General features: G+C 42.0%; 26 protein-coding genes. 18 read left to right on the top strand and 8 right to left on the bottom strand.

Annotated features, from left to right (window positions below):
* Nucleotides 1-26: 26 nt before the first annotated feature.
* The 11 genes from gspD to Q4567_RS10250 all read left to right on the top strand — a co-directional run bounded on the left by gspD (nucleotide 27) and on the right by Q4567_RS10250 (nucleotide 10,416).
* Nucleotides 27-2,021 carry a type II secretion system secretin GspD gene (gene gspD / locus Q4567_RS10300; RefSeq protein ID WP_252729002.1) on the top strand — a complete coding sequence of 665 codons (1,995 nt, stop codon included), beginning with the start codon at nucleotides 27-29 and terminating at the stop codon, nucleotides 2,019-2,021.
* Nucleotides 2,022-2,092: 71 nt separating this feature from the next.
* The gene (gene gspE, locus Q4567_RS10295; RefSeq protein WP_216047914.1) at nucleotides 2,093-3,583 is read left to right on the top strand and encodes a type II secretion system ATPase GspE; all 1,491 of its coding nucleotides are present in this window, start codon (nucleotides 2,093-2,095) and stop codon (nucleotides 3,581-3,583) included.
* A gap of 2 nt (nucleotides 3,584-3,585) precedes the next feature.
* Nucleotides 3,586-4,809, top strand: a complete 1,224-nt coding sequence (gene gspF / locus Q4567_RS10290) for a type II secretion system inner membrane protein GspF (protein WP_216047817.1) — start codon at nucleotides 3,586-3,588, stop codon at nucleotides 4,807-4,809.
* Nucleotides 4,809-5,249, top strand: coding sequence for a type II secretion system major pseudopilin GspG (gene gspG, locus Q4567_RS10285; RefSeq protein WP_252728976.1), 441 nt, complete (start codon nucleotides 4,809-4,811; stop codon nucleotides 5,247-5,249). Before gspF ends, gspG begins: the two co-directional genes overlap by 1 nt.
* A 17-nt stretch (nucleotides 5,250-5,266) precedes the next feature.
* A complete protein-coding gene (gspH, locus tag Q4567_RS10280) occupies nucleotides 5,267-5,893 on the top strand; it encodes a type II secretion system minor pseudopilin GspH (RefSeq protein WP_216047816.1) in 627 nt (208 codons plus the stop codon).
* The gene (gspI, locus tag Q4567_RS10275) at nucleotides 5,890-6,279 is read left to right on the top strand and encodes a type II secretion system minor pseudopilin GspI (RefSeq protein ID WP_216047815.1); all 390 of its coding nucleotides are present in this window, start codon (nucleotides 5,890-5,892) and stop codon (nucleotides 6,277-6,279) included. Before gspH ends, gspI begins: the two co-directional genes overlap by 4 nt.
* On the top strand, nucleotides 6,276-6,905 hold the full coding sequence (gspJ, locus tag Q4567_RS10270) for a type II secretion system minor pseudopilin GspJ (RefSeq protein ID WP_216047814.1): 630 nt from the start codon (nucleotides 6,276-6,278) through the stop codon (nucleotides 6,903-6,905). Before gspI ends, gspJ begins: the two co-directional genes overlap by 4 nt.
* Nucleotides 6,902-7,984 (top strand): type II secretion system minor pseudopilin GspK, encoded by a 1,083-nt coding sequence (gspK, locus tag Q4567_RS10265; protein ID WP_303500290.1) that lies wholly within the window; start codon nucleotides 6,902-6,904, stop codon nucleotides 7,982-7,984. The genes gspJ and gspK overlap by 4 nt, the downstream gene beginning before the upstream one ends.
* On the top strand, nucleotides 7,984-9,177 hold the full coding sequence (gene gspL, locus Q4567_RS10260) for a type II secretion system protein GspL (protein WP_216047812.1): 1,194 nt from the start codon (nucleotides 7,984-7,986) through the stop codon (nucleotides 9,175-9,177). The genes gspK and gspL overlap by 1 nt, the downstream gene beginning before the upstream one ends.
* A 1-nt stretch (nucleotide 9,178) precedes the next feature.
* On the top strand, nucleotides 9,179-9,658 hold the full coding sequence (gene gspM, locus Q4567_RS10255) for a type II secretion system protein GspM (protein WP_216047811.1): 480 nt from the start codon (nucleotides 9,179-9,181) through the stop codon (nucleotides 9,656-9,658).
* A complete protein-coding gene (locus Q4567_RS10250; RefSeq protein WP_216047810.1) occupies nucleotides 9,655-10,416 on the top strand; it encodes a type II secretion system protein N in 762 nt (253 codons plus the stop codon). Before gspM ends, Q4567_RS10250 begins: the two co-directional genes overlap by 4 nt.
* Nucleotides 10,417-10,462: 46 nt before the next feature.
* On the opposite strand, the gene yrfG is transcribed toward Q4567_RS10250, so the two are convergent.
* Nucleotides 10,463-11,143 (bottom strand): GMP/IMP nucleotidase, encoded by a 681-nt coding sequence (yrfG, locus tag Q4567_RS10245; RefSeq protein WP_216047809.1) that lies wholly within the window; start codon nucleotides 11,141-11,143, stop codon nucleotides 10,463-10,465.
* 91 nt (nucleotides 11,144-11,234) lie between these two features.
* Here yrfG and nudE point away from each other — a divergent pair, with 91 nt between their 5' ends.
* Genes nudE through Q4567_RS10230 form a run of 3 tightly spaced genes read left to right on the top strand, consistent with a single transcriptional unit; the run spans nucleotide 11,235 to nucleotide 13,226 of the window.
* Entirely contained in the window at nucleotides 11,235-11,813 is a 579-nt protein-coding gene (gene nudE / locus Q4567_RS10240; RefSeq protein WP_216047808.1) for an ADP compounds hydrolase NudE, read from the top strand.
* Nucleotides 11,813-12,637 (top strand): 3'(2'),5'-bisphosphate nucleotidase CysQ, encoded by an 825-nt coding sequence (gene cysQ, locus Q4567_RS10235; RefSeq protein ID WP_216047807.1) that lies wholly within the window; start codon nucleotides 11,813-11,815, stop codon nucleotides 12,635-12,637. The genes nudE and cysQ overlap by 1 nt, the downstream gene beginning before the upstream one ends.
* A gap of 10 nt (nucleotides 12,638-12,647) precedes the next feature.
* Nucleotides 12,648-13,226 (top strand): YceI family protein, encoded by a 579-nt coding sequence (locus Q4567_RS10230; protein ID WP_216047806.1) that lies wholly within the window; start codon nucleotides 12,648-12,650, stop codon nucleotides 13,224-13,226.
* Between the two features lie 428 nt (nucleotides 13,227-13,654).
* On the opposite strand, the gene Q4567_RS10225 is transcribed toward Q4567_RS10230, so the two are convergent.
* The 4 genes from Q4567_RS10225 to Q4567_RS10210 are packed head-to-tail and all read right to left on the bottom strand — an operon-like array spanning nucleotide 13,655 to nucleotide 17,307.
* Nucleotides 13,655-13,873 carry a YheU family protein gene (locus Q4567_RS10225; RefSeq protein ID WP_216047805.1) on the bottom strand — a complete coding sequence of 73 codons (219 nt, stop codon included), beginning with the start codon at nucleotides 13,871-13,873 and terminating at the stop codon, nucleotides 13,655-13,657.
* Nucleotides 13,870-14,913, bottom strand: coding sequence for a hydrolase (locus tag Q4567_RS10220; RefSeq protein WP_303500288.1), 1,044 nt, complete (start codon nucleotides 14,911-14,913; stop codon nucleotides 13,870-13,872). Before Q4567_RS10220 ends, Q4567_RS10225 begins: the two co-directional genes overlap by 4 nt.
* Entirely contained in the window at nucleotides 14,910-15,395 is a 486-nt protein-coding gene (locus Q4567_RS10215; RefSeq protein ID WP_303500287.1) for a TIGR02444 family protein, read from the bottom strand. The genes Q4567_RS10220 and Q4567_RS10215 overlap by 4 nt, the downstream gene beginning before the upstream one ends.
* Complete coding sequence (locus Q4567_RS10210; RefSeq protein ID WP_303500285.1) at nucleotides 15,373-17,307, bottom strand: ATP-binding cassette domain-containing protein; 1,935 nt, start codon at nucleotides 17,305-17,307, stop codon at nucleotides 15,373-15,375. The genes Q4567_RS10215 and Q4567_RS10210 overlap by 23 nt, the downstream gene beginning before the upstream one ends.
* A 117-nt stretch (nucleotides 17,308-17,424) precedes the next feature.
* Here Q4567_RS10210 and Q4567_RS10205 point away from each other — a divergent pair, with 117 nt between their 5' ends.
* Nucleotides 17,425-17,628 (top strand): YheV family putative zinc ribbon protein, encoded by a 204-nt coding sequence (locus Q4567_RS10205; protein ID WP_216047801.1) that lies wholly within the window; start codon nucleotides 17,425-17,427, stop codon nucleotides 17,626-17,628.
* Nucleotides 17,629-18,016: 388 nt separating this feature from the next.
* Here Q4567_RS10205 and Q4567_RS10200 read toward each other — a convergent pair whose 3' ends face one another.
* Both Q4567_RS10200 and Q4567_RS10195 read right to left on the bottom strand, forming a co-directional pair.
* A complete protein-coding gene (locus Q4567_RS10200; RefSeq protein WP_216047800.1) occupies nucleotides 18,017-18,232 on the bottom strand; it encodes a SlyX family protein in 216 nt (71 codons plus the stop codon).
* Nucleotides 18,233-18,239: 7 nt separating this feature from the next.
* Complete coding sequence (locus Q4567_RS10195; RefSeq protein ID WP_216047799.1) at nucleotides 18,240-19,259, bottom strand: WD40 repeat domain-containing protein; 1,020 nt, start codon at nucleotides 19,257-19,259, stop codon at nucleotides 18,240-18,242.
* A gap of 286 nt (nucleotides 19,260-19,545) precedes the next feature.
* Here Q4567_RS10195 and Q4567_RS10190 point away from each other — a divergent pair, with 286 nt between their 5' ends.
* From Q4567_RS10190 to Q4567_RS10180, 3 genes are all read left to right on the top strand, one after another.
* Nucleotides 19,546-20,277 (top strand): FKBP-type peptidyl-prolyl cis-trans isomerase, encoded by a 732-nt coding sequence (locus Q4567_RS10190; RefSeq protein ID WP_216047798.1) that lies wholly within the window; start codon nucleotides 19,546-19,548, stop codon nucleotides 20,275-20,277.
* Between the two features lie 548 nt (nucleotides 20,278-20,825).
* Nucleotides 20,826-21,299 carry a transcription elongation factor GreB gene (gene greB / locus Q4567_RS10185; protein ID WP_216047797.1) on the top strand — a complete coding sequence of 158 codons (474 nt, stop codon included), beginning with the start codon at nucleotides 20,826-20,828 and terminating at the stop codon, nucleotides 21,297-21,299.
* A gap of 119 nt (nucleotides 21,300-21,418) precedes the next feature.
* Nucleotides 21,419-23,767 carry a Tex family protein gene (locus Q4567_RS10180; protein WP_303500283.1) on the top strand — a complete coding sequence of 783 codons (2,349 nt, stop codon included), beginning with the start codon at nucleotides 21,419-21,421 and terminating at the stop codon, nucleotides 23,765-23,767.
* Nucleotides 23,768-23,935: 168 nt separating this feature from the next.
* On the opposite strand, the gene Q4567_RS10175 is transcribed toward Q4567_RS10180, so the two are convergent.
* Nucleotides 23,936-24,910, bottom strand: a complete 975-nt coding sequence (locus tag Q4567_RS10175; RefSeq protein WP_216047795.1) for a putative metalloprotease CJM1_0395 family protein — start codon at nucleotides 24,908-24,910, stop codon at nucleotides 23,936-23,938.
* Nucleotides 24,911-24,915: the final 5 nt, after the last annotated feature.

Below are 24,915 nucleotides of genomic sequence, written 5' to 3'. Positions count from 1 at the left end.
GAGGCTTATGTTTGGCAGCATGTGCAATGCTTTTGACGATGTCGACGATGACATCCGCTAAAGAATATTCCCCCAATTTTAAAAATGCTGAGATTTCCGAATTCATAAATATTGTAGGCAAGAACCTGCAAAAAACCATAATCGTCAGCCCAGACGTACGCGGCAAAATCAGCGTACGTAGTTATGACTTGCTTAATGAAGAGCAATATTACCAATTTTTCCTCAACGTATTACAAGTATACGATTTTGCCGTGGTAGAAATGCCAAATGGCATATTGAAAGTAGTTCGAGCTAAAGACGCAAAAACATCTAATATTCCGGTTATTCAAGGTACCCCTTTTGATGGTGATGAAATGATCACCCGTGTGGTTCCGGTATACAACGTGCCAGTGCGAGAGCTTGCCCCGATTCTTCGCCAGTTGAACGATCAAGCAGGTGGTGGCAACGTAGTGAGCCATGACCCATCCAACGTCATGATGCTGACCGGCCGAGCGGCTGTGGTAAATCGCTTGGTAGAGATCATTGAGCGTGTGGATCAAGCTGGTGATGAAGAAGTTGAAATAGTAGAACTTAAATATGCATCTGCATCAGAGATGGTGAGAATTATTGAAAACATCAATAAAAATGCATCCAAAACCCAAACGACCGGTAAATCGGAGCCTCGTCTGGTAGCTGACGACCGAACCAATAGTGTAATAGTGTCTGGCGATAACAAAGGTCGCAAACGCTTAATTAACCTAATTACCAAAATGGATAAAGAATTAGAAACCAGCGGTAATACTCGGGTTATTTTTGTGAATTACGCTAAAGCAGAAGAGCTAGTTAAAGTTCTGCAAGGAGTAAGTGCTAGCATTCAAGCCGAAGAACAAGGCGGACAAAGCAGCAATACAAAAAGTAGAACATCTAACAACCGTGAAGTAAGTATCGATTTTCACTCAGATTCCAATGCACTCGTAATCACCGCAGAGCCTGACATGATGCGTTCGCTAGAAGAAGTCATTCGTCAGTTGGATATACGTCGAGCACAAGTAACCGTTGAAGCCATTATTGTTGAAGTATTTGAAGGTGACGGCACAACGGTAGGTGTTCAGTGGGCCAGTGAAGATGGTGGTGGTCAGCAATTTACAAATGGTGTTGTGGGGATTGGCTCGTTAGCAGTTGCAGCCGATGAAGCAGAAGATCAAACAACCACGACCACAGGGTTCGATGACGATGGTGACCCGTATTCATATGACTCTGTCACATCTGGTGATTTCACTTCACTAGCATCCTTGCTAGGCGGCGTTAACGGATTCTTAGTTGGTGTAGTGAAAGATGGTTGGGGGGCAGTACTACAAGCAGTAAGCACTGATACCAATTCTAACGTTCTCTCTACTCCACACTTAACCACCATGGATAATGAAGAAGCGTTCTTCATCGTTGGTCAAGAAGTACCTATTATTACCGGTTCTTCAACGGGTTCAAACAATGCCAACCCATTCCAAACTGTGGAACGACAAGAAGTAGGTATAAAACTAAAAGTGACACCTCAAATCAACGAAGGTGATGCGGTTCAACTATTAATTGAACAAGAAGTCTCTAGCGTCAGTGGTGCGACATCTGTTGATATTGCGATTAACAAACGGGAAATTAAAACCACAGTAATTGTGGATGACGGCGGTACAATTGTACTGGGTGGCTTAATCGACGAAGAAGTGCAGGAAAGTGTTTCCAAGGTGCCTATATTAGGTGATATTCCTTACCTAGGTAACTTGTTTAAATCCACCACTACCAGCAAGCGCAAACGTAACTTAATGGTATTTATTCGTCCGACCATCGTGCGAGATGGCGCGACTATGAATTCTATTAGCCATAAAAAATACAACTACATTCGTGCGCAGCAACTACAGCGTCAATCTGAAGGTATCCCTTTGATGCCTAATACTGATACACCTGTATTACCGGAGTGGGAAGATGAACTATCTTTACCGCCTTCTTTCGAAGAATACATGTTGAATAAAGAGCAGGAAAGCAAGAATTAATGAGTATTGAAACAGCTGAAAATGCTGAACTCAATCCAAATCTGTTAGACGCTGAAGTTAATTCTACGGAAATGGCTGATGAAGATGTGGTTCAACACAAGCAGTTAGCATTTAGTTTTGCGAAGCGTCATAAAGTGTTGTTGGATACCGGTGAAGAACCCGCTATTTTGTATCACACAGCAAGCACAGATTTTTCAATTTTCATTGAGGTACGTCGATTTCTGCAGGCTGACTTTCAATTAAAAGAAATTGCCGACGAGCAATTTGAAAACCTGCTTACCAAGGCGTTTCAGCGCGACTCGTCAGCGGCTAAACAGCTGATGGAAGATATCGGCAATGAAAGTGACTTATTCGCGTTAGCTGAAGAACTGCCTGATACCGAAGATTTATTAGAAAATGAAGATGATGCGCCTATCATCAAGTTAATCAATGCAATGTTAAGTGAAGCAATTAAAGAAGGTGCTTCTGACATTCATATTGAAACCTTCGAAAATCAATTAATAGTGCGATTTCGTGTAGACGGAGTGTTACGGGAAATATTACGGCCAAACCGTAAATTATCTTCCATGCTAGTGTCCCGTATTAAAGTCATGGCGAAGTTAGATATTGCCGAAAAGCGCGTTCCTCAAGATGGCCGCATTACCTTAAGAATAGCCGGACGCGCTGTGGATGTTAGGGTTTCAACCATGCCTTCGAGTCATGGTGAACGTGTGGTTCTGCGTTTGTTAGATAAAAATAACGCCCGCTTAAATTTAACTGATTTAGGTATGACCGCAAAAAACCGTGAAATTTTTTCCGTTTTAATTCGCAAACCTCACGGGATTATTTTGGTTACAGGTCCTACTGGCTCAGGTAAAAGTACAACCCTATACGCTGGCCTTTCAGAAATAAATTCGAAAGACCGGAATATTTTAACCGTTGAAGATCCCATCGAATTTGATTTACAAGGCATCGGCCAAACTCAAGTTAATCCCCGTGTAGACATGACGTTTGCGCGAGGTTTGAGAGCAATATTACGGCAAGATCCTGACGTGGTCATGATTGGTGAAATTCGCGATCTCGAAACAGCACAAATTGGTGTGCAGGCCAGTTTAACCGGTCACTTAGTATTATCTACGTTACACACCAATACCGCCGCAGGAGCCATAACTCGACTTGAAGATATGGGAATTGAACCCTTTTTGTTATCTTCCAGTTTACTGGCTGTTTTGTCGCAAAGACTAGTAAGAACCCTTTGCCCTGATTGTAAAACGCCTCACCTTCCAAGCGAAGCCGAGTGTCAAATTTTAGGCTTAGAGCATGCCTCCAATAGCCAAAATATTTATAGTCCCAAAGGCTGTGCCGCTTGTAATCAAACAGGTTATCGCGGTCGGACCGGGATCCACGAATTACTGGTAGTTGACGAACCAACCCGTGAAATAATTCATAATGGTCATGGTGAGCAAGCCATAGAAAAACATGTTAGGAAAAATACACCGAGTATTCGCGAAGACGGCTGTAACAAAGTACTTCTTGGGTATACATCCTTAGAAGAAGTACTGCGCGTTACCCGGGAGGATTAACCGTGGCCGCTTATGCTTACAAAGCGATTACCCAATCTGGTCGCAATAAAAGTGGTGTTTTAGAAGGCGATAACGCTCGGCATATTCGACAACAGTTGCGAGAATTAGAGCTTATTCCGCTAGAAGTTGAGCAGGTAACGGAACAGCAACAGCGCGACAACAAAAATCGATTCACCTTGTTCACGCGCGGCATATCCGCCAGCGATTTAGCCCTTTTAACACGGCAAATTGCCACCTTGGTTGAATCTGCTTTGCCAATCGAGGAAGCACTTTTAGCGGTAGCAGAACAATGTGAAAAGCCCCGTCATAAAAATATGATGATGGCCGTTCGCAGTAAGGTAGTAGAAGGTCATTCTCTTGCCGATGCAATGGGAGAGTTTCCGCAAGTATTCGATGAGCTATTTCGAGCAATGGTTGCAGCAGGTGAAAAGTCAGGGCATTTAGACACTGTACTTAATCGACTGGCCGATTACACAGAAAAAAGTCAACGCACTCGCAGCCAAATTACCCAAGCACTAGTTTACCCTGCCATCATGCTATTTTTTGCATTTGGTATTATTTTCTTACTGTTGACCGTAGTAGTGCCTAAAATTGTAGGACAATTCGACAACATGGGTCAGGAACTTCCTGCAATTACCAGCATCTTAATCTCTGTAAGCACTTGGTTACAAAGCTACGGTCTGATTGCAATAGTGTTAATTGTTATATTGATAATCTTGATTCGCAGAATTCTCAAACAACCGCTTATGAAAAAACGTTATCACAAGTTTATTTTGGAATTACCTTTGATTGGTAAAGTATCCAAGGGCTTGAATACGGCGCGTTTCGCCAGCACATTAAGTATACTAACCGCGAGTGCAGTGCCGTTGTTAGAGGCGATGCGCATAGCCGGTGATGTACTTGAAAATTTGCACATTAGAGAAGCTGTAGCCGATGCGGCAATTAAAGTGAAAGAGGGCTCTAGTCTGCGTGGAGCCTTAGAAAAGACCAAAATGTTTCCGCCTATGATGATGCATATGATTGCATCGGGTGAAAGAAGCGGTGAGCTTCAGCAAATGTTAAAACGAGCAGCAGACAACCAAGATAGGGAATTCGAAGCCCTAGTTGGTGTCTCATTAAAAGTTTTTGAACCAATTTTGATTGTTAGTATGGCAGCAATTGTTTTGTTTATCGTACTGGCAATTCTACAACCAATTTTAGCGCTTAATAATATGGTGAATATGTAATGAAAATTAACAATCCTCGACAAGCTGGTTTTACCTTAATAGAGGTAATGGTGGTGTTATTGATTATTGGTATCATGGCGGGCCTAGTGGCACCGCAAATACTCGGTAACCAAGAAGAAGCTCAGCGAAAAGCTGCTGCTATTGATATTCAATCATTGGAAAGTGCATTGACCCGCTACAAGTTAAGTAACAACCGTTTCCCAACCACCGAGCAAGGGTTAGATTCTTTGGTTAACGAACCGACAATAGACCCTATTCCACGCAATTACCCAACCGGCGGCTATATTAATCGTTTGCCTAATGACCCTTGGGACAATCCTTATCAATTGGTTAGCCCAGGTGAAATAGGCGTGATAGATATTTTTTCTAATGGCCCAGATGGTGAACCAGGAACGGAAGACGATATTGGTAACTGGAATCTTGGCGATTACCTAAACTAAACATTGAGTTGCCCATAATGCGAGCACGGTCATTAAAGTACCATTCAGGATTTACTCTCATCGAGATCATGGCGGTGCTAGCAATTATGGGAATTGTTATAAGTGTAATTTCATTTAATAACTTCTCACCGACCCCTTCTGAAGAATTAGAAAAACAAGCGAAACGATTCCAGATAGTAGTGGATATGGCATCTGATTTTGCGGTGTTAAACCAGCAAGAGTTAGGTATTCGTATTGAACCTGAAACCGCTGAATATATATTTATGCAGTTAGATGAAGAACAAAATTGGCAACTACTGGAAGGCCAACAAGCGTTCGGTCGTTATCAATTACCAGAACCCTACTCTTTGGCGTTAGAGCTCGACGAATTACCTTGGATTGAAGAAGACAATTTGTTTAGCGACGGTATATTCGATGAATCTTTATCCTTTGATGAGGACCGCGTTGACATTGGCAGTGAAGAAGAAGAGAAAAAACTACCGCCACCACAAATCATGTTGTTATCCAGTGGTGACGTGACACCATTTAGTTTAACTATGATGTATGAGCCTGATTTTTCTAATGATGATCCCGTGTATTTTAAGCTGAATGCCATTGATAGTGTGCCCCTTGAAAGGTTGGGTCCTTTGGATAGTGACTTATGAACACTAACACTCACAACAAAGGTTTCACCTTGTTAGAAGTCATGCTGGCGCTACTGATCTTTGCGATAACCGGCACCGCTATCATGAAATCGGCCACTGACCATTTAAACGGTGTCAGCCAAATCGAAAATATTACCTTTGCCACTTGGGTAGCCAATAATCGCCTTACCCAAATCAACATCGAAAATAGCTGGCCCCTAAAAGACAATTTGAAGGGCGAAGAAAAGATGGCTGGTACTACTTGGTACTGGCAACAAAAATTATTGTCCACCCCGGATGAATCTTTGATCGGGATTGAAATCGTAGTGGGGACCGACGAAAATTTCGACCGCACGATAACCAGTGTGACCTCCTATATGGCTAAACCCAAGAGCACAATAAGATGATTGGTCAAAAGCAACGCGGCTTCACACTGATTGAAATTATGATTGCTGTGGCAATCTTCACTCTTATCGGTATCGCTTCCACCAGCGTAATGACCGCCGTTATCGACAGTGATGAATTATCTGAAAATCGTTTCGAAAAACTACAAACTTTGCAAAGAGCGATGCTCACCATTGAACGAGATATGCTTCAAGCGGTGCCCAGAGCAGTGCGCCTAGACGGTGAAGAGAACACGCAAGTTATGCACGCAGAAAAGAACTTCTTAGAAAGCGAAGCTGATGGTTTTGCCTTTGTGCGAGCTGGATGGCAAAACCCGCAACTAATGTTACAACGCAGCACCTTACAAAGTGTTGGCTACCGTATGCAAGAAGGTAGGTTAGAGCGTTTGTACGGTAATTACGTTGATAATGTAGTTGGTTATGAACCCAAAGTACGGGTTTTATTAACTAAGGTAGATGATTTTCAAGTACATTTTTTATTAAACTCTGGCGAAGATTCTGCCGACTCACAAAGCTGGGATGATTCTTATGCTCAAGATACCCTGCCAGTAGCCGTGAAGATTACCATCACCAGTCAAGAATTCGGCGTCATTGAGCGTAAGTTTTTAATGAGCAGCGCAGATTCGTGAATACTAGCTTGGCAAATTATTCAAAGCAGCAGGGGGTCGCTTTAATCATTGTTTTGATGATTGTCGCGCTGGTTGCGATTATTGCCACTGAAATGGGGTCAAGATTGCAACTTCAAGTGACTCGCGCAACCAACATTAAAGATAACAATCAAGCATTTTGGTATGCAATGGGGGCTGAGCAATTTGCGATTAAATCCATCGGTGAACTATTAGAGTCAAATCCTGATGTGATTTCATTAGAAGCTGGCTGGTCTGAACAATTTACCTTTCCTTTAGAAGGTGGCGGTATTCAAGCTCAGTTGACCGATATGCAAACCTGCCTAAATATCAATGCCATCGACTCGGTAAATCGAGTACAACAAGGTAGCAGTCAAAATGGCAATGATGGCGATAACACTAACGGCGACAGCGAGGTTAAAAAGGCGCTACGTGGAAATAGCAGCGGTGATATCAATTCCGTCCCTGAAGAGGCCCTAGCGTTTGAACGCTTATTGACCAACGTTGTGCCAGAGTTAGATAACTATTCAATTGAAGTTGTCAGAGACTCGTTAATTGATTGGCTGGACCAAGATGACAACATGTCACAAAGCGGGGCCGAAGATGCCGACTATGCCGCGTTAGTAAACCCTTACTTAGCCGCAAACAACTTAATGGTCAGTAAGTCTGAAATACGTCTAGTTAACGGCGTTAAAGCCCAATGGATTAATGACCTGCTGCCGATGGTCTGTGTTATTCCAAATGTGTCAGAAATGAAAATTAATGTGAATACTGTAAAAGAAGACCAAGCTCCTGTATTAGCAGCATTAACAGGTGCACCAGTATCGGAAATTCAAAGCCTCATCAGTAATCGTGCACCTGATGGCTACCAAAATGTACAGGATTTCTTAGCGGAAACACTGTTTACCAATCACACATTAACCGAACAACAACAACGTTGGTTTGATGTAAAAACAGAATACTTTCTATTACATACCAAGACCCGTTACAATAACGCCACATTTGCTATGTCTTCCCTACTGAAAGTAGAAAATAACGACCAAATGATTGTCATACGACGAGAATTTGGAGGAGTACTTTAATGGAACATCTGGTTATCCGCCTAGGCTCAACCACTAGTGACCCAGTCAATTGGTTAGTATGGTCTGGTCAAGAGCAGGAAATTATTGCCTCTGGCGTACTAGATAATGCGGAACAGCTTAATTCTTTATCTGAACGTGCAGGCAAACGTCCTATTACCGCCTTAGTCCCAGGTTGTGACTTTTTGTTGAAATGGGTCGCCATGCCAGCGAAGGCATCGCGAAAAGCGCTAACGGCGATACCATACATGCTTGAGGAAGATTTAAGCATGGATATTAGCGAACAGTTTTTTGCCTTAGGGGAAAAAAATGGCAACATGCAAGCGGTTGCAGTAGTTAGCAGAGATAAGATGGCAAACTGGCTAGAGGTTATCAAACAAGCCGGTTTGTACTGCAATAAAATGCTCCCCGATATACTTGCCCTTCCCTACATTGAAGATGCGTGGAGCTTAGTAACCCTTGGACAGCAAGCTATTATTCGTCAAGATCAATGGCAAGGTCTGCAAGGTGATGCAACTTGGTTATTGCAAGCCACTGAGCATTTTGCAAAACAGCAAACAACACCGCTAAAAGTAGCGAATCACAGTGACTTAGATATTTCTAACTTAGCCAACGTTGAACAAATCGAACAGCAGTTAGACTTACCCATGCAATTGCTTGCAACAGGTGCCTTAAAAACCACATTTAATCTGTTACAAGGCGAGTTTAAAGCTAAACAACAAAGTCGTAGTCAGTGGCGTCAATGGCGAGTTGCAGCGGTTTTAGCTATTCTCGCCCTTGTGGTTACATTGGTTGATAAAGGCGTGCAAGTTAATCAACTTAAACAACAAGGTGCGGATCTAACTAAGCAAATGCACGAGCAATTTGCCAAAGCCTTTCCTAATCAACCAAAACCCACAAGAATCCGTTTAGCGATGGAAAGAGAACTGGCTAAATTAGCCAACGGGGGCGGACAAACATCAATGCTAGCAATGATGTCACAACTCACCGAAGCCTTTCAAAATAGCGACGTTAAACCACAAACTATACGTTTTGATAGTGCGCGTTCAGAATTGCGACTACAGGCCGTTGCGGCAAACTTCGAAGCATTGGAACGATTTAAACGTTTAGCCCAAGAAAAAGGCTTTGAGGTACAACAAGGTGCAATTAACAACAAAGACAACCAAGTGATTGGTTCGTTATCGATAAGGAGCTGATATGAAAGATTTGTTGGATAAATTTAATCAGCTATCAGAGCGCGAAAGAATTTTAGTCGTAGTGTCGGGTTTGTTATTAATAATCGCCCTATTTTACTACTTGGTGTGGGCCCCTATTGACAATTCTTTGCAAACTCAAAGCAAGTTAGTCGCGACTAAACAAGCTGACCTAATATGGTTTAAGCAAAATGCAAATCGTGCAATCCAAATGCGCAGCGGAAATGGTAATGCATCTGTGTTTTCAGGCTCGTTACCCCAAGCAGTCAATCAAACTGCTGGGCGGGTGAAAATAGCAATTTCTAGAATGCAGCCTCAAGGCGAAGAGTTAAAGGTATGGGTAGACCAAGCCCCCTTTAACGATGTGGTGAGTTGGTTACAAAGTATGGAAAATCTTGGGATCCGCATCATCAATGTTGATTTAGCGGAAGCCAACGTGTCAGGAATGGTAAAAGTCAGAAGTTTGCAGTTAGGAAAATCATGAAGCAAGTTGTTAAGTGGAGTCTTCTAGGCATTTTAGCCTTTTTGATTTTACTCATTATTAAGTTACCCGCTAGCCAAGTTATTTACCGCGCTAACCAATCCAATGATCTGAGCATTGAAGGTGTGCAAGGAACGATATGGAATGCCTCAGCTAGTATTATCAGTGTTAATAACATTACCATTGAAGATGTTAGCTGGCAGGTGTCATTTTGGGATTTGTTATTTGGCCAAATGACGCTAGACATAGATGGCGGGGATTTACGCTCAAGTGACAAAGTCTCATTACAAGGCATCGTTAGCATTGATATGTTCGACCCAAGCCATGTTCAATCTTCCGATTTAACTGTGTATTTACCGGCAGATATGGCTATTGCCCAAGCCCCCTTACCAATAGCAGTAAACGCAGGAGGCCGCTTTAAAGTCTCTTTAACCGAACTAGATTATGCTGGAAAATGTATTGGTTTATCCGGCAAAGGCCAATGGTTGAATGCGGGGTTAGAAGGCTTGGTAGGGCTTAGTGAACCTTTGAGTTTAGGTAACTTTCAAGCAAATCTAAGTTGCATTGAGGATGATATTCTAGTCAAAATCACCCCACCCAATGTATTTAATTTAACCGCTGATGCTCGGATTCCAAGCACATTAAAAGTAAAATTAAATGGTCAGTTCAAACCCGACGATAGTTTACCCAAACAAGTTAGGGATGCCGCTCAGTTCTTTGGCCGTCCCGACAAACAAGGGTTTTATAAAATAAAATTTTAGGAACAGAGGGAGCATAAGTTCCCTCTATCGACCTTCCTTTCGCGATTTATTTTATCGGGTTGTTGTTAATATCATCGATTAAGAATCGGTAATCTTGAATACTCGTAAACTCATCAATATTGCGGATTTCACCTTGGCTATCTGGATTCTCAACAGCTAACAAGTGAGCAATCCCGAATTCTTTAGCTGCATGTAAAATCGGTACACTATCATCGACGAACAAAGTACTTTGCACATCAAACCCCAAGCGTTTCTGTAATTTTTGCCACAACAGCTGAGATTCTTTTGTTACCCCAAATTCATGGGTAGAAATCAAGGTGTCGATATGACTATCCAATTGAGTCTGCTCGATTTTTAGTGACAAGCTTCCCGGGTGCGCATTAGTTACTAGCACAACTTGTCTGCCACTGTTATGCAAAGCGTCGAGAAATGGCAAAGTGTCTTCACGCATACTGATCAAATGTTTAATTTGTCGTTTTGCCTCAATAATATCCATATCGAGCTTTTCCGCCCAATAATCAAGACAATACCAGTTTATCGTTCCCATCACCTTTTGGTATTCAAGGTGAATATATTCTTTTGCTTTTTCGAGACTGATGGCTTTTTTTTGTGCTATCTTTTGCGGTACAACTTCCATCCAAAAATGGTTGTCGAAGTGCAAGTCGAGCAGGGTTCCATCCATATCGAGTAAAACAGTTCTAATTTGGTTCCAGGGCAACATTGGCAAGTCAGTGATCCATGAGTTAAAGTAAGGCAAAATGTAGTATAAAGTGCAGTTCCTGAATAATGGAACTGCCGTAGTTTAACGTGATAGGTAAATGAATAAAATAGACCCGAATAAAACACTGCCCCAAATTCATCAACGAGAAATCGTCGCCAAAAGCGGTTTATTTCGTGTCGAACGCATAGATCTTGAATTTTCGAATGGCGCAACCCGTCAATTTGAAAGGATGGCTGGTTCAGGCAGTGGTGCAGTAATGATAGTCCCTTTCATCGATTCTGAAACCCTTTTGCTTATCAGAGAGTACGCTGCTGGTACCCACTCTTATCAATTAGGCTTCCCTAAAGGCTTAATTGATCCTGGCGAGTCAGCTCTTGAAGCTGGTAATAGAGAGTTAAAAGAAGAAGCTGGATATGGCGCGAACGTGTTAAAAGAGGTGCATACTGTCAGTATGGCTCCGACATTTTTTGATGCGAAAATGAATATTTTATTAGCTCAAGATCTATATGAATGCCGTTTAGAAGGGGATGAACCAGAACCTTTAGAGGTCATTCCATGGTCTATACACGAGCTAGACGCTTTACTGGCACGTGACGATTTTATCGAGGCTCGCTGTATCGCGGCTTTATTTTTAGTACAAAAATATTTGGCAAAAAATTCATCAGGGGAAAAATAATGGCTGTAGACCCTCGAAAAAATTTGTTAGAAATAGCTAAATTTGCGGCTAAAACCGCGGGCGAAGAAGTTTTAAAAATCTATGATAGTGGCGACTTCAAAGCATATGAAAAAGAAGACGAATCTCCAGTTACTTCTGCAGATTACAAAGCCAATGAAATTATCATGGATATTTTGTTAAAAGAAACCCCCGACATTCCAATAATGTCAGAAGAAACCAATAACGGTGACTTGGCACAGCGCAAACATTGGCAGCGCTACTGGTTAATTGATCCTATTGACGGCACTCAAGAATTCATAGCACGCAGTGGCGATTTTGCAGTCAATATAGCGTTAATTGAAGACAATGAACCTGTGTTAGGAGTTATCTATTGGCCGGCTGGAGAAACACTGTATTTCGCCAGCAAAGGACATGGCGCTTATAAATCTTGCTCACTAGAAAACAATAAACAGATCCATGTACGTAAATTTGAAGAGCCTAAGACAGACGTAGTAATGATCGCCATTAGCCGACGTCAGCCGCGGGAAAGAATAATGAACCATATGAGCGATATGCGTTCATATCAAACACTACCCTTAGGTAGTTGTTCTCTTAAAGCCTGCTTTATTGCAGAGGGGAAAGCAGACGTATTTTTACGAATTGGAGTGACTGGTGAATGGGATACCGGTGCTTCACAATGTATTGTAGAAGAAGCCGGTGGCTGTATACTTTCAGCTAACTTCCTACCACTTACTTATAACCGACGAGATACGACTGATAATCCAGACTTCGTTGTTTTAGGGGATCATCAGGTAAATTGGCAAGAAATAGTCGAATATAAATAAGGAATAGCAAATGAGAACACATAGTCTTATAAGTTTTGCCATATGCTGTGCGGCATTTGGGTCATTTTCCCACGCAAGTTGGACCCTTGATAATGATTCATCAACCGTGAACTTTATCTCCACAAAGAATGAGCACATCAGCGAAATTCATAATTTTACCAAACTATCTGGCAAACTAAGTGATTCCGGCCAGCTTCAAGCAGCGGTGCAATTGAGTTCAGTAGAAACCAATATAGCCATTCGTAACGAGCGTATGCAGACATATCTTTTTGATGTGAAAAATACTCCAGAGGCAACGATCACAGCTCAACTACCCGAATCAGTGATGGGCATGAGTGCAGGAACATCAGCAATGGTGACCCTTGATACGAATATTACGATCAAAGGCAAGTCTGCTCCTTATAGCGTTGAAATAAACATTAGCAAAGATGATGATGATAGCTTCCACGCTACAACGGTTAAGCCGGTTCTAATTAAAGCAGCAAACCATGATTTAGATCCTGGCATTGCTAAGCTACAAGAACTTGCGGGCTTAAAGAGTATCGGGTTAACCGTTCCAATGACGTTTTCTGTGACATTCAATCAATAGTCACCTGTAACGCGGGACAAACGCTCCCGCCTAAAAACCTGTAGCACCGGATTTATCCCGTGAAAAGATAAGACAAAAACAATCCCAAGCGCGGTGCAAACGCTCCCGCCTAAAAAGCTGTAGTACGGGATTTATCCCGTGAGAAGATAAGATAAAACCAATCCAAAACGGGGCAAACGCTCCCGCCTACAAGCCTGTAGCACGGGATTTATCCCGTGAGAAGATAAGATAAAACCAATCCAAAACGGAGCAAACGCTCCCGCCTAAAAACCTGTAGTACGGGATTTATCCCGTGAAAAGATAAGATAAAACCAATCCGAAGCGCGGGACAAACGCTCCCGCCTAAAAACCTGTAGCACCGGATTTATGCCGTGAAAAGATAAGATAAAACCAATCCAAAGCGCGGAGTAAACGCTCCTGCCTACAATCTAATTTTGGATCTGCTCCTTGGTCACAATATTCACGCTTTCGTGTAATTCAGAATACTGTACAAAAGCTTGCCCCGACTTAAGTTGCATCATGACGTGATTAACTTTTTGTTCAAGATCATATTCCATTTCGCCGTAATCGGTTCCTTCTTGAAGAACAAAGGCTTCAACTAAATTGTTCAAGGTTTCTGGAGCAATGTCACTTAAAGGAATAATCATTCTTTAACACCTTTGTGTATTGAAAAGGGCGCAATAAAATCAGAAATACGTTTATGGAACCATATGTTGGGCTTCCAAGGAGTACCTTGTAAAAATCCCACATGCCCGCCGGTGTCACTCAACTCCAATTGAACCGCCTCAGAAAGCTCGTGTTCTTTAGGTAAAACCGCCTCATTCATAAAGGGGTCATCAATAGAATGGAGAACCAAGGTGGGGGTTTCAATATGCTTGAGAAAACTAATTGCACTGCACTTTTGGTAATAATCTTCGGCATCAGCAAAGCCGTGTAATGGCGCGGTAACATTTTGATCAAAATCTCTAAAGTTTGCCAATTTGGCAACTTTTTTATCATCAATGGGAATCAAACCTTTATAGTCAATAAGTCGCATTTTTGAACGTAGGGTTTTCACCATACTTTTTAGCAAATAGCTTTGATACACTTTAGAAAAGCCATGGTTAATACTGTCAGCACATTCAGCCAATTTAAATGGTGTAGAAACGGCTACCGCTGCTTTTAAAAATTTTTGCGCCGGCGTTTCCCCTAAGAACTTGAGTAGCATATTGGCACCCAATGAAAATCCGATTGCCACTTTAGGTAAATCAGGAAATTTTTTATCCAACCAAGCCATAAAGTAACTAGCATCTTCAGTTTCACCTGAGTGATAAGCGCGAGGCGTGGTATTCAGCTCACCTCCACAACCACGAAAATGCATTAACACGGTTTGCCAACCTTGAGACTGCAATTCAGCCATAAGATCATTGGCATAATGAGATTTCACAGAGCCTTCTAAACCATGAAATAGCACCGCAATCCCTTTGTTATTTTCCGGTGATTCTGGCTGCCCCCAAACCACTTTTACGCTATCGCTGTCAGGCAGTTTCAGTTTTTCTACCCGTAAAGCTAAAGGACGACGACGCTGAATAAACCTTGGCCATAAGGTTTGAACATGACGGTTTTTAGCCCAAAACGGCGCTTTGAAATCACTTCGTTTTATTCTATTTTTATTCGCTTCGGTGGCAAATTTATATTTATCGTTCATATCTCAAGATTAGTTTGATTACTAGAAATTGTGGCGGCCAGTTGTTCCACTATACACTTTAAATCAGCAGTATCTAGGGATTCAAGGGAGTCTAAATAATGGTAAAAATTAGATTTTCTTTTGGCATCTAGATTATGCTGATTGCAAAAACTGATAATCAGTGTTTGTTGTTGTTTTTCAGCTTCCAACTCTTGCTCTAACAGTTTTGCGTAAGTATTTGGCTTGTTCGTTTTGGCATCTATTCGTAAACGCCTAATGGTTTCCACTTGTGCGACTGAAGGGGCAATAAATTCTGATAACTCAACAAATTGAGATGAGCTTACCTGTCGATTATGGGTATCGAGATATGCACATATTAGCAGCAGATTTACGTTCATAGAATATTCATTCTGCAGATGCAGAGTTAAACGTTTTACTTCCGATTTAGCATAATGAAGTAAAGAAAACTGCCAAAAATCCTCAGCTAACCAGTTGTTGTTCATCAAATTCCTGTTGTTTTAATTCGAGCTCTTCTTGAGCCTCCATCCACAGTATTTCGGCCTCTTCTAAGTCTCCTTTTATATTGCCCTGCTCAAGTAACAACTGTTTCAATTTAGCCTTGTTTTCATCAAGATAGAGATCAACATCAGTGAGTTCCGACTCGACTTTTGCAAGCTTCTCAGAACACTGATTCATCTTCTTTTCGGCGCTTTGAATTGCTTTACGCAATCCTTGTGTAGCTTGCCTAAACTCAGCTTCTAGTCGCTTTGTGTTCTTCCGAACAAATTTGTTCTCTACAGGTTTAACCGTTGAAGAATCTATATTCTTATTCGCGCTTTTCTGGCTAGCATCCTTTAATAACCAATCACGATAGTCTTCTAGATCACCATCAAAGGGCTGCACCTTGCCGCTATCCACTAAATAAAAATCATCGCAAACTGAAGTGAGTAGGAAACGATCATGAGAAACTAACACCATTGCCCCTTCAAAGCTCTGCAACGCGATATTAAGAGCATGGCGCATTTCAAGATCCAAGTGGTTGGTAGGCTCATCCAATAACAAAAGATTCGGTTTTTGATACACCAATAAGGCGAGAACCAAACGCGCTTTTTCGCCACCAGACATAGGCTCGACTTTTCCTAATGCCTGATCACCATGAAATCCAAAGCCGCCTAAAAAATCCCGTAATGCCTGTTCAGGGGCAAGTTTATCGAGTCGATAAAGATGATCTAACGCACTATCTTGAGGTCGCAAAAATTCAAGCTGATGCTGTGCAAAATAGCCAATGCTCAGCCCCGCAGATGTCATATATTCACCGCTCATTGGCGTTTTTTCGTTTGCCAACAATTTAATTAAGGTCGATTTACCTGCGCCATTTCGTCCTAACAATCCAATTCGACTGCCTGGGACCAAATTCAGATGTAAACTATCAATAATCACAGTGTCATCGTAACCCACTTGCACTTGTTCCATTTTTACCAATGGATTAGGTAATTTAGGAGGGGCAAAAAACTCAAATGAAAACTGCGATTGCGCGTGGGCTGGCAGCAAATCTTCCATTTTCTCTAATTGTTTAATCCGACTTTGCGCCTGCTTTGCTTTACTAGCTTTAGCTTTGAAGCGATTAATGAATGATTCAAGATGAGCGACTTTCGCTTGTTGCTTTTGATATTCCAAATCTTGTAGGCGTAATCGTTCTGCACGCTGACGCTCGAAAGACGCATAGTTTCCGGTGTAACTAATCAGCTTTTGGCTTTCCACACTGAGTATTTCGTTCACCGTATTATCAAGAAAAGATTTATCATGTGATATAAGAATCAATGTTCCTGTATATCTTGTTAGCCATCTTTCTAGCCAAATAACCGCATCTAAATCCAAGTGGTTGGTAGGTTCATCAAGTAGCAGCAAATCAGAATGACATAGCAATGCTTGAGCAAGGTTAAGACGCATTCTCCAGCCACCTGAAAAGTCAGTGACTGGTTTTGTAATTTGTTGGTGACTAAAACCTAGGCCAGCCAGAATGGTCGCGGCTCGAGATTCGATATCATAAGCCCCAGCGTGTTCCAATTGACCATGTAGCAAGGCAATTTTTTCACCATCATGATTTTCTTCAGCCGTTGCCAACTTCTGTTGTAATTGTCGATATAGCAAATCACCATCAATTACGTAATCTATCGCACTGCGATTTGACGCTGGAGTTTCCTGGGCCACTGACACAATTTGCCAATTTTTGGGTAATTGACAATCCCCCGCATCAGGATGTAACTCCTGTCGCAGCAAGGCAAATAAGCTAGACTTACCACAGCCATTAGAACCAATAAGCCCCACTTTGTGGCCTGGATAAATAGTCGCAGATGCGTGTTCGAGGAGGACTTTACTGCCTCGCAATAAAATCAGATCTGAAATTTGAATCATTTACGAAGAATACTAATCAAATTAGTTGAATTGGCGTATTATATACTTATACCGCTTGAAATTGCGCGTTTGTGCACAACTGAAAAGCTAATTATTCCATTCAAGTAGCAGATATCAATGACTAACAAAACTAAGAAACGCTTTGTCGCCGGTGCTATATGTCCAAAGTGTAAAGCGCAAGATACAATAATGCTGTTTTTCGAAAACAATGTCGAAAAGCTCGCCTGTGTGGAATGTGACTACACAGAATCACAAACTGAAAAGCAAGTTGACTCAGCCAAACGGCAAAATGAAAGCGTGATTGGTGTTTTCAAACCTTAAACGCATATTCGCGATTAGCTACCTATGGAAAATTGCGAATTCCACGAGATAGGTTTGGAAGGTCAAACCAAAAGGTCGAGGGTGTAGACACTTGAAGGCAGCAGTGGCAATCGTCGCAGCGCATTAAATTTGAAGCTCCTCATCCGCAACATTCAACTCAATCCCTGATTATGCGGCTCTACATCTTACGGGTAAGAGCATAAACAAGTTAACTTTGCGGCAATTGAAGTTAGTAACATGGTCTGGTGCATTTACGTACTTAAGTAAATCACCTAACAAGCCAATGTTGTTCAGCAAACTGGCTTGAGGGAAATGGTGAATTAGTTAGAAACTGAGATAAACAAGATTCGATAATCAGCGCAACAACGAACCTTGTTGATAGGCAACTCTAATAATGAGGTGGCGGTGCTTCTTCACTGGAATCAGCAATATTTGACGGCTCAATCTGCTTCATTCTTTCGGTCATGTGTTTCAATTGAAATGCCATTCTATCAATTTGAATCTGCTGATCTGCGAGCGCTTTATTAAGTTGTTCTATGGTGTCTTCTTGAAACGCTAACTGCGTTTGCAGATGCGCTATTTCACTGTGTAAATCGGTACTCATTGTTTTACTAATCTTCCTGTTCAAATGGCCAATACTCGGCCAGCCCACTGCTGCTTTCAGATAATAGCTGATTATTTTGATTGAAGCTCACAGCATACACTACTGCACTTTGTGGTTGTGTACCCTCCTTAGGGGTGACACGCCACTCTTGTACTTCACTGCCGGTCTCCACTGACCAAAGGTTTAACGCTCTGCCTGGTGATCCTGTGGCTAAATATTTTCCGTCTTCGGAAAACGTGGCGACACTGAATATTTTTTGGCGCTGTATATAAGATAATTGACTTATCTCTTCACCTGTTTGCACGTTCCAAATTCTTGCCCCGCGCTTGCTGTCTGCGGTGAATGCATAACGACCTAAATCATCTAACGCGACCTTAGTGACGCGACTTGAATGAGTGAAACGGTGTATCACTTGCCCGCTGCGAGTATCCCACAGGTAGGCAACATAGTCGTTGCCACCGGTCAGTGCGTAAAACCCATTTGGCGAAATATCAACACTATTTATTTTTTCTTGGTGTCCTAGAAACTCGAGGCGGCGTCCTGTGGCAGGTTCGAAAAACATGGCTTTTCCGTTACCTCGACCGACTAAAACACCACGGCCATTGTTGCTCACAGCAATATCGCGAACACTTGCTTCATCTATTCGCCAAAAACCTTCAGGTTCACCAGTGGATAGATTCCAAAGTGCAAAAGCTTCTCTATCGGCGGTCACCACATAACTGCTATCAGCAGCTATATGCACTATGCCAACGGTATTATTAACATGGCCTTCTTCTTGGTGACTCCACTTATATTTTTCTGTTTGTTCAACTAAATCCCAAACTAGAATTCCCTGTTGTGCTGTAGAGACTACCGCCAACTTACTATCCGCAGAAATATCTGCCGCATAAGTGCCTTCAATAGCATGTCGAATAGATTTATCAGGCTCACTGATCACGCCACTGCATGCGCTCAGTGCAAAAATACAGACTATCCAAATTAATTTAAATCGGTTTTGCAAAATTATTCGGTCCACAGTTTTGTGCATACTGTCTATTCAAGTTTGTGTATTAGGTCAGTTCGTTTAGTATATACCCAAGTCACCTTAAAATGCGCGTTTCACAACGATAGGTAAGGTTAATAGCTTACAATATAGTGGTTATTGCATCTGTTTTCCTGTCGTTTGTTGCTAGCAAGTTTATCCAGATAGATTTAAACTGCCCCGCAAATATTTTTGAGGACGTTGGACTTCTGCCCAACTTTTAAAAGACGCATTTGGACTTTTTGCTTGTGGAAATAAGCAAATTGATTTTTAGAAATTTTGGAGAAATTGAATGAAAAAGGCAGCTATTGCATTTGTCGTCGCTTCTGTTTTCGGCATAACTGCTTGTCAACAAAAAGCCGACCCGTTACAGATTGAAGAAGTTAAATTCACATCCGCAGAAGAAGAACAGGCTTATGCGTTTGGCGCAAGCGTAGGTGGTTTTGTTGAGCAACGTTTAGCCGCTCAAGAAAGTATGGGCGTTGAACTTGATAGAGCACTAATTTTGAAAGGCTTTGCAGCAGCCATGCAAGCACAATCTCAATTGGAACAAGGCGAAATTCAAAAATTGAATGCAGACATTGATAAAGCAATGCAAGCAGGTCAATTGCTACTAGCAGAGAAAAATATCGAAAAAGGCAAACAGTGGTTAGCTGAAAATGCCAAGAAAGAAAACGTCACTGAGACTGAGTCAGGCTTACAATATGAAGTTCTGATTTCCTCAGAAGGCGATAGCCCTTCAGCTGAAGATACTGTTCAAGTACATTACCGTGGTACTTTATTAGATGGTACTGAATTTGATTCGTCTTATAGCCGAGGTGAACCTGCTACTTTCCCACTTAACCGTGTGATTTCTGGTTGGACTGAAGGTGTGCAGTTAATGACTGTTGGTTCTAAATATAAATTTTATATTCCATCAGAACTTGCTTATGGCGAACGTGCTACAGGTAAAATCACACCAAACTCAACACTTATTTTCGAAGTTGAGTTGCTGGATATCTTAAATAAAGAAGCCGTTGAATAATAGAATATTCCTATTAGGTTAAATACATAAAAAAGCCGGAAGTCATTTTGACTTCCGGCTTTATTTTTTGCTATCAGCGTGATCCTTGCTGTACCTAGTTCCACGTTTTTTATTGGTCTTTCTAGTCGACCTTAAGGCCCGAAATAAACCCGGGTTTGTAATTAAATTGTACTACCTAATTGTATACACGGCTGAACAGGATTGATGTTCATTGCCGACGTTTTTATTACCGATAGGCCTCCTTAAAAAGTCACCTTCGATTTATTTACGTTATATAACAAAACACTGTAACATACTCGGTAGAAAAGCCAGCTACAGCGCAGGTTAAGACGACATTTTTTTACGATTTACTTTACGCTTCAGTGCGTCGCTTAACTATGTTTAATGATAGTCCAATTTTGTTTTTTTTCATGCAAAATTTAGCTGTTTCTTGGAACGTTTTTGACTAATAAAACAGCAGTTATAATTTATAGTTAGATCACTACTTGGCAACTAATGGCTAAGTCTTTGTATCCACAACAGTGTTTAATAAAAAAGAGGTTTTTTGCTTGAGAACCCCGTTAATTACCCGCAAGGGTTACCAACAATTACAGAATGAACTCGAACACTTATGGCGAGTAGAGCGTCCTGAAACAACGAAAAAGGTAACTTGGGCCGCAAGCTTAGGTGATCGCAGTGAAAACGCCGATTATCAGTACAATAAGAAACGTTTGCGAGAAATTGACAGACGCATTCGCTATCTCACAAAAAGTCTCAAACATTTAAAAGTAGTCGACTATTCACCACAGCAAGAAGGCAAAGTATTTTTTGGTGCCTGGGTGGAAATAGAAAATGAAGACGACAAAACCTTACGCTTACAAATTGTCGGCTACGACGAAATCTTTTCCCGTAAAGATTGTATTTCCATCGACTCTCCCATGGCGCGAGCATTATTGAAGAAGGAAGTTGACGAGGAAGCAACCGTGCGCACCGAGGCCGGTGAGTTCAATTGGTTAATAAAAAGTATTGAATATGAAAAATAACCACGGTTAAGTGTTTTTTATCTTCAGCTGCACTGTTAAAGTTGCGGCTGTTTATTTTTGGGCTCTAATTAGCCTATTTTCAGTTTTCCAAGGCGATAACGCCTTATCAAGGGTCTTGTATGATCATCGAAAAAATTGCTAGCGAACTCAGCGTTGAGCAGAAACAAGTTAACGCTGCTGTTGAATTATTAGACGGCGGTGCAACAGTACCGTTTATAGCTCGTTATAGAAAAGAAGCCACCTTTGGCCTTGATGACGCGCAGTTAAGAGCGTTAGAGCAACGTTTAGGCTACTTACGCGAAATGCAGGAGCGTATGGTGGTGATCCTGAAATCTATTGATGAGCAGGGCAAATTAACGCCAGAGTTGAGTCAAAAGATACGGGCGTCTGAAAATAAAACCGAATTGGAAGATTTATATTTACCATTCAAACCGAAACGACGCACCAAAGGGCAGATTGCCATAGAGGCAGGTTTAGAACCATTAGCCGACAAGCTGTTTGCTAATCAACAACTCAGTCCAGAAACAGAAGCTGAGAGTTTCGTCAATCCAGAGGCCGGTGTCGCGGATGTAAAAAGTGCATTAGACGGTGCCAAATATATTTTAATGGAACGCTTCTCTGAAGATGCTGCGTTACTGCAAAAAGTGCGTCGCTATTTACAGCAAAATGCACATATCCGAAGTACTGTGGTCAGTGGTAAAGAAAAAGAAGCAGCTAAATATTCTGATTATTTTGCACATAGCGAAAAAATCAGTAAAGTCCCCTCACATCGAGCTCTAGCCATGTTTCGTGGGCGCAATGAAGGGTTACTTCAAGTCAACCTTGATGCAGATCCGCAACGGGAAGAAAACGACCGCAGTGCTTATTGCGAAAGTATCATACGCGAGCATTTGAATTTGCAATTTAATGGTAAGCCTGCCGATGCATGGTTAGCGACTGTTGTGCAATGGACGTGGAAAGTAAAAATCCAATTGCATATGGAATCTGAATTGTTTGGTGCCATCAGAGAACAAGCTGAAGAAGAAGCTATTGGTGTTTTTGCTCGTAATTTAAATGACTTATTAATGGCCGCTCCGGCGGGCGCTAAAGTCACTATGGGTTTAGATCCAGGTTTACGAACGGGTGTAAAAGTCGCTGTAGTAGATACCACAGGTAAAGTTGTAGCGACAAACACAATATTTCCACATGTACCGCAAAATCAGTGGGACAAATCGTTACGTACACTAGCCAACTTATGCAAACAGTATAAAGTCCAGCTAATCAGTATTGGCAACGGCACAGGCTCAAGGGAAACCGACAAACTTGTGGCGGAGCTGATTAAATCAGCGCCAGAATTAAACCTACGTAAAATTGTTGTCAGCGAAGCTGGCGCCTCGGTTTATTCTGCATCTGAGTTGGCGTCTCAGGAGCTACCTGAGATGGACGTATCCTTGCGTGGGGCAGTGTCCATCGCTCGCAGACTACAAGATCCATTGGCTGAGCTTGTGAAAATTGAGCCTAAAGCGATCGGAGTAGGTCAGTACCAGCATGACGTTAGCCAGAGTAATCTTGGTAAATCTCTAGAGCATGTTATTGAAGATTGTGTAAATGCGGTAGGCGTCGATGTGAACACCGCATCTCCCGCACTTTTATCTCATGTATCTGGTTTGAACCGGACGTTAGCGCAAAATATAGTGATGTTTCGTGATCAACATGGCGCGTTTACCCAACGAAAAGATTTATTGAATGTTGAAAGATTGGGCCCAAAGGCCTATGAGCAGGCAGCTGGATTCTTAAGAATCGTTAACGGCAGCAATCCATTAGATGCCTCAGCGGTGCACCCTGAAGCTTACCCTGTGGTGAATGAAATCGTGGATAGAACAGCTTGCGCAGTGAACGACCTGATTGGCAACAAAGAAGTTCTTAAAGCGTTATCTCCCGAGACCTATACCAACGAGAATTTCGGTTTACCCACAGTCACCGATATAATCGCCGAACTTGAGAAGCCCGGTCGCGATCCCCGTCCTGAGTTTAAAACCGCTGCATTCAAAGAGGGGGTTGAAAAAATATCTGACTTGAAAGAAGGCATGATTTTAGAGGGTGTAGTCAGCAATGTTGCTAATTTCGGTGCATTTGTCGATGTAGGTGTGCATCAAGATGGTTTGGTACACATCTCCGCTATGACTAACAAGTTTATTTCTGATCCCAGAGAAGTGGTAAAAGCTGGTGACATCGTTAAGGTCAAAGTCATTGAAGTGGATGAGCAGCGTAAGCGAATTGCTTTCACCATGAAGTTAGATGACAACACTGCCAAACCTCAAGGGGCTAGAGACAATCATTCAAAAGCCGACAATAGAGGCACCCATAAACACGCCAAGCCGATTAAAAACCAAGGCCGAGATAATCATCGCAAAAAATCCCCCGCCCAAGGTAATGCTGCCATGGGTAACGCCTTTGCGGATGCGTTTGCTAAAGCGAAACAAAAGTAAGGTTTTTGATCTTAATTGCTAATTGTTAAGGTTGTCCTCACACATAGGGTGATACTTGTGTGCGAGGAAACTGACAACAAAAGTATTGTATGGATCAGTAGCCGGATATTGTGAGGTTAGATAAACAAAGAATATAAAAGTAAGTGAACACTTACTTTTTCAAAAAGACTAGGCGCTAAATTGCAATTGTGAAGATCGAGGTTCAGATACTTTCTGATAAAAATTTTCAATAACCGATACCCGCTGTAAAATTCCGCTATCTCTATTTTCAAGACGTTCACGGTTTTGCTCTAAGCTAGCAACATCGGCACTTTGGTCCAGCGAGCGAGTGGGTGGTTCAGCTGCAAACCCATCCACAATTTCATCTAAATTTGGGGTGTTTGCGGCAATAGGGTTTTCCGCAGACTCAATACCCTGTGAATTTAACGAGTCGCCTAGCTGTTGTTCTATATTGTTAGTGACGGCTTGTTTAGCACTCTCTGCTTTTTCTCGCGCAATATCAGAACGTGCTTCCGTCGCTATCTTAGTTGCTTCACTAGCAACTCGTAAATCTTGTGCGGAAGGATCAGCTGGAGCCAGCGCAGCAGCCCGTACTTGCTGCATTTTGCGGATGGTTTCTTCTGGGGTATCTTCCTCAGAAATGTCGATAGACACTTCCCCCCCAACAGCATATTGATTGCCATCAGGTCCATTTTCATATTCATAGGTAGGTGATGCAGCATATTGCCCACCCACTGCCGCATGTGCTTGTTCATGTGAACGTACTTCGGCATCACGGCTTTTAAGTTCTTCTATCTCTTGTTGATCTGCTAATTGTTGTTGTTGCTGTTTGCTTTCAGCATCTTCTTTGCCCGCACTAGGATCTTCAGCATTATCTTTGTCAGCTAAATTTTCTTGTGTGCGGTCATTTTGTGTTTGATTATTTTGTTGTGCTTGAGGTCGCTCATAGGTGACCTGAACTTGCTGACTGGGGGTTTTAACACGGTCTGACTCCGAGCCCAATCCACTTTCAGCCGCAGAATTTTCTGCATTACTAGTTTGCGGGATGGTTTCTCGTTGTTGATTGTCGCGCCGAGCAGCATCAGTACTGACATTATTCGTGGGGAATAATATTGCTGTTGGAGTTGGGGTGACAATATTCATCAGAA

The sequence above is a fragment of the Aliiglaciecola sp. 2_MG-2023 genome, assembly GCF_030548145.1.
Classification (GTDB): Bacteria; Pseudomonadota; Gammaproteobacteria; order Enterobacterales; family Alteromonadaceae; genus Aliiglaciecola; species Aliiglaciecola lipolytica_A.
Note: the sequence above shows the minus strand (reverse complement) of the source record. Positions and strands in the feature narration are given on the sequence as shown.

Bases quoted from the DNA above. Each gene is read 5' to 3' on its own strand.
- Q4567_RS10225 (WP_216047805.1), bottom strand. From the start codon at position 13,873: ATGATTATTCCTTTAAGTGACATTGCTCCAGAAACCTTGAACAATTTA.
- cysQ (WP_216047807.1), top strand. From the start codon at position 11,813: ATGGCTGTAGACCCTCGAAAAAATTTGTTAGAAATAGCTAAATTTGCG.
- gspI (WP_216047815.1), top strand. From the start codon at position 5,890: ATGAACACTAACACTCACAACAAAGGTTTCACCTTGTTAGAAGTCATG.
- nudE (WP_216047808.1), top strand. From the start codon at position 11,235: ATGAATAAAATAGACCCGAATAAAACACTGCCCCAAATTCATCAACGA.
- Q4567_RS10200 (WP_216047800.1), bottom strand. From the start codon at position 18,232: ATGAGTACCGATTTACACAGTGAAATAGCGCATCTGCAAACGCAGTTA.
- Q4567_RS10205 (WP_216047801.1), top strand. From the start codon at position 17,425: ATGACTAACAAAACTAAGAAACGCTTTGTCGCCGGTGCTATATGTCCA.
- Q4567_RS10230 (WP_216047806.1), top strand. From the start codon at position 12,648: ATGAGAACACATAGTCTTATAAGTTTTGCCATATGCTGTGCGGCATTT.
- Q4567_RS10195 (WP_216047799.1), bottom strand. From the start codon at position 19,259: ATGCACAAAACTGTGGACCGAATAATTTTGCAAAACCGATTTAAATTA.
- gspL (WP_216047812.1), top strand. From the start codon at position 7,984: ATGGAACATCTGGTTATCCGCCTAGGCTCAACCACTAGTGACCCAGTC.
- gspE (WP_216047914.1), top strand. From the start codon at position 2,093: ATGGCTGATGAAGATGTGGTTCAACACAAGCAGTTAGCATTTAGTTTT.
- gspG (WP_252728976.1), top strand. From the start codon at position 4,809: ATGAAAATTAACAATCCTCGACAAGCTGGTTTTACCTTAATAGAGGTA.
- gspM (WP_216047811.1), top strand. From the start codon at position 9,179: ATGAAAGATTTGTTGGATAAATTTAATCAGCTATCAGAGCGCGAAAGA.
- Q4567_RS10180 (WP_303500283.1), top strand. From the start codon at position 21,419: ATGATCATCGAAAAAATTGCTAGCGAACTCAGCGTTGAGCAGAAACAA.
- Q4567_RS10190 (WP_216047798.1), top strand. From the start codon at position 19,546: ATGAAAAAGGCAGCTATTGCATTTGTCGTCGCTTCTGTTTTCGGCATA.
- Q4567_RS10210 (WP_303500285.1), bottom strand. From the start codon at position 17,307: ATGATTCAAATTTCAGATCTGATTTTATTGCGAGGCAGTAAAGTCCTC.
- Q4567_RS10215 (WP_303500287.1), bottom strand. From the start codon at position 15,395: ATGAACAACAACTGGTTAGCTGAGGATTTTTGGCAGTTTTCTTTACTT.
- Q4567_RS10220 (WP_303500288.1), bottom strand. From the start codon at position 14,913: ATGAACGATAAATATAAATTTGCCACCGAAGCGAATAAAAATAGAATA.
- gspJ (WP_216047814.1), top strand. From the start codon at position 6,276: ATGATTGGTCAAAAGCAACGCGGCTTCACACTGATTGAAATTATGATT.
- gspH (WP_216047816.1), top strand. From the start codon at position 5,267: ATGCGAGCACGGTCATTAAAGTACCATTCAGGATTTACTCTCATCGAG.
- Q4567_RS10250 (WP_216047810.1), top strand. From the start codon at position 9,655: ATGAAGCAAGTTGTTAAGTGGAGTCTTCTAGGCATTTTAGCCTTTTTG.
- Q4567_RS10175 (WP_216047795.1), bottom strand. From the start codon at position 24,910: ATGAATATTGTCACCCCAACTCCAACAGCAATATTATTCCCCACGAAT.
- gspD (WP_252729002.1), top strand. From the start codon at position 27: ATGCTTTTGACGATGTCGACGATGACATCCGCTAAAGAATATTCCCCC.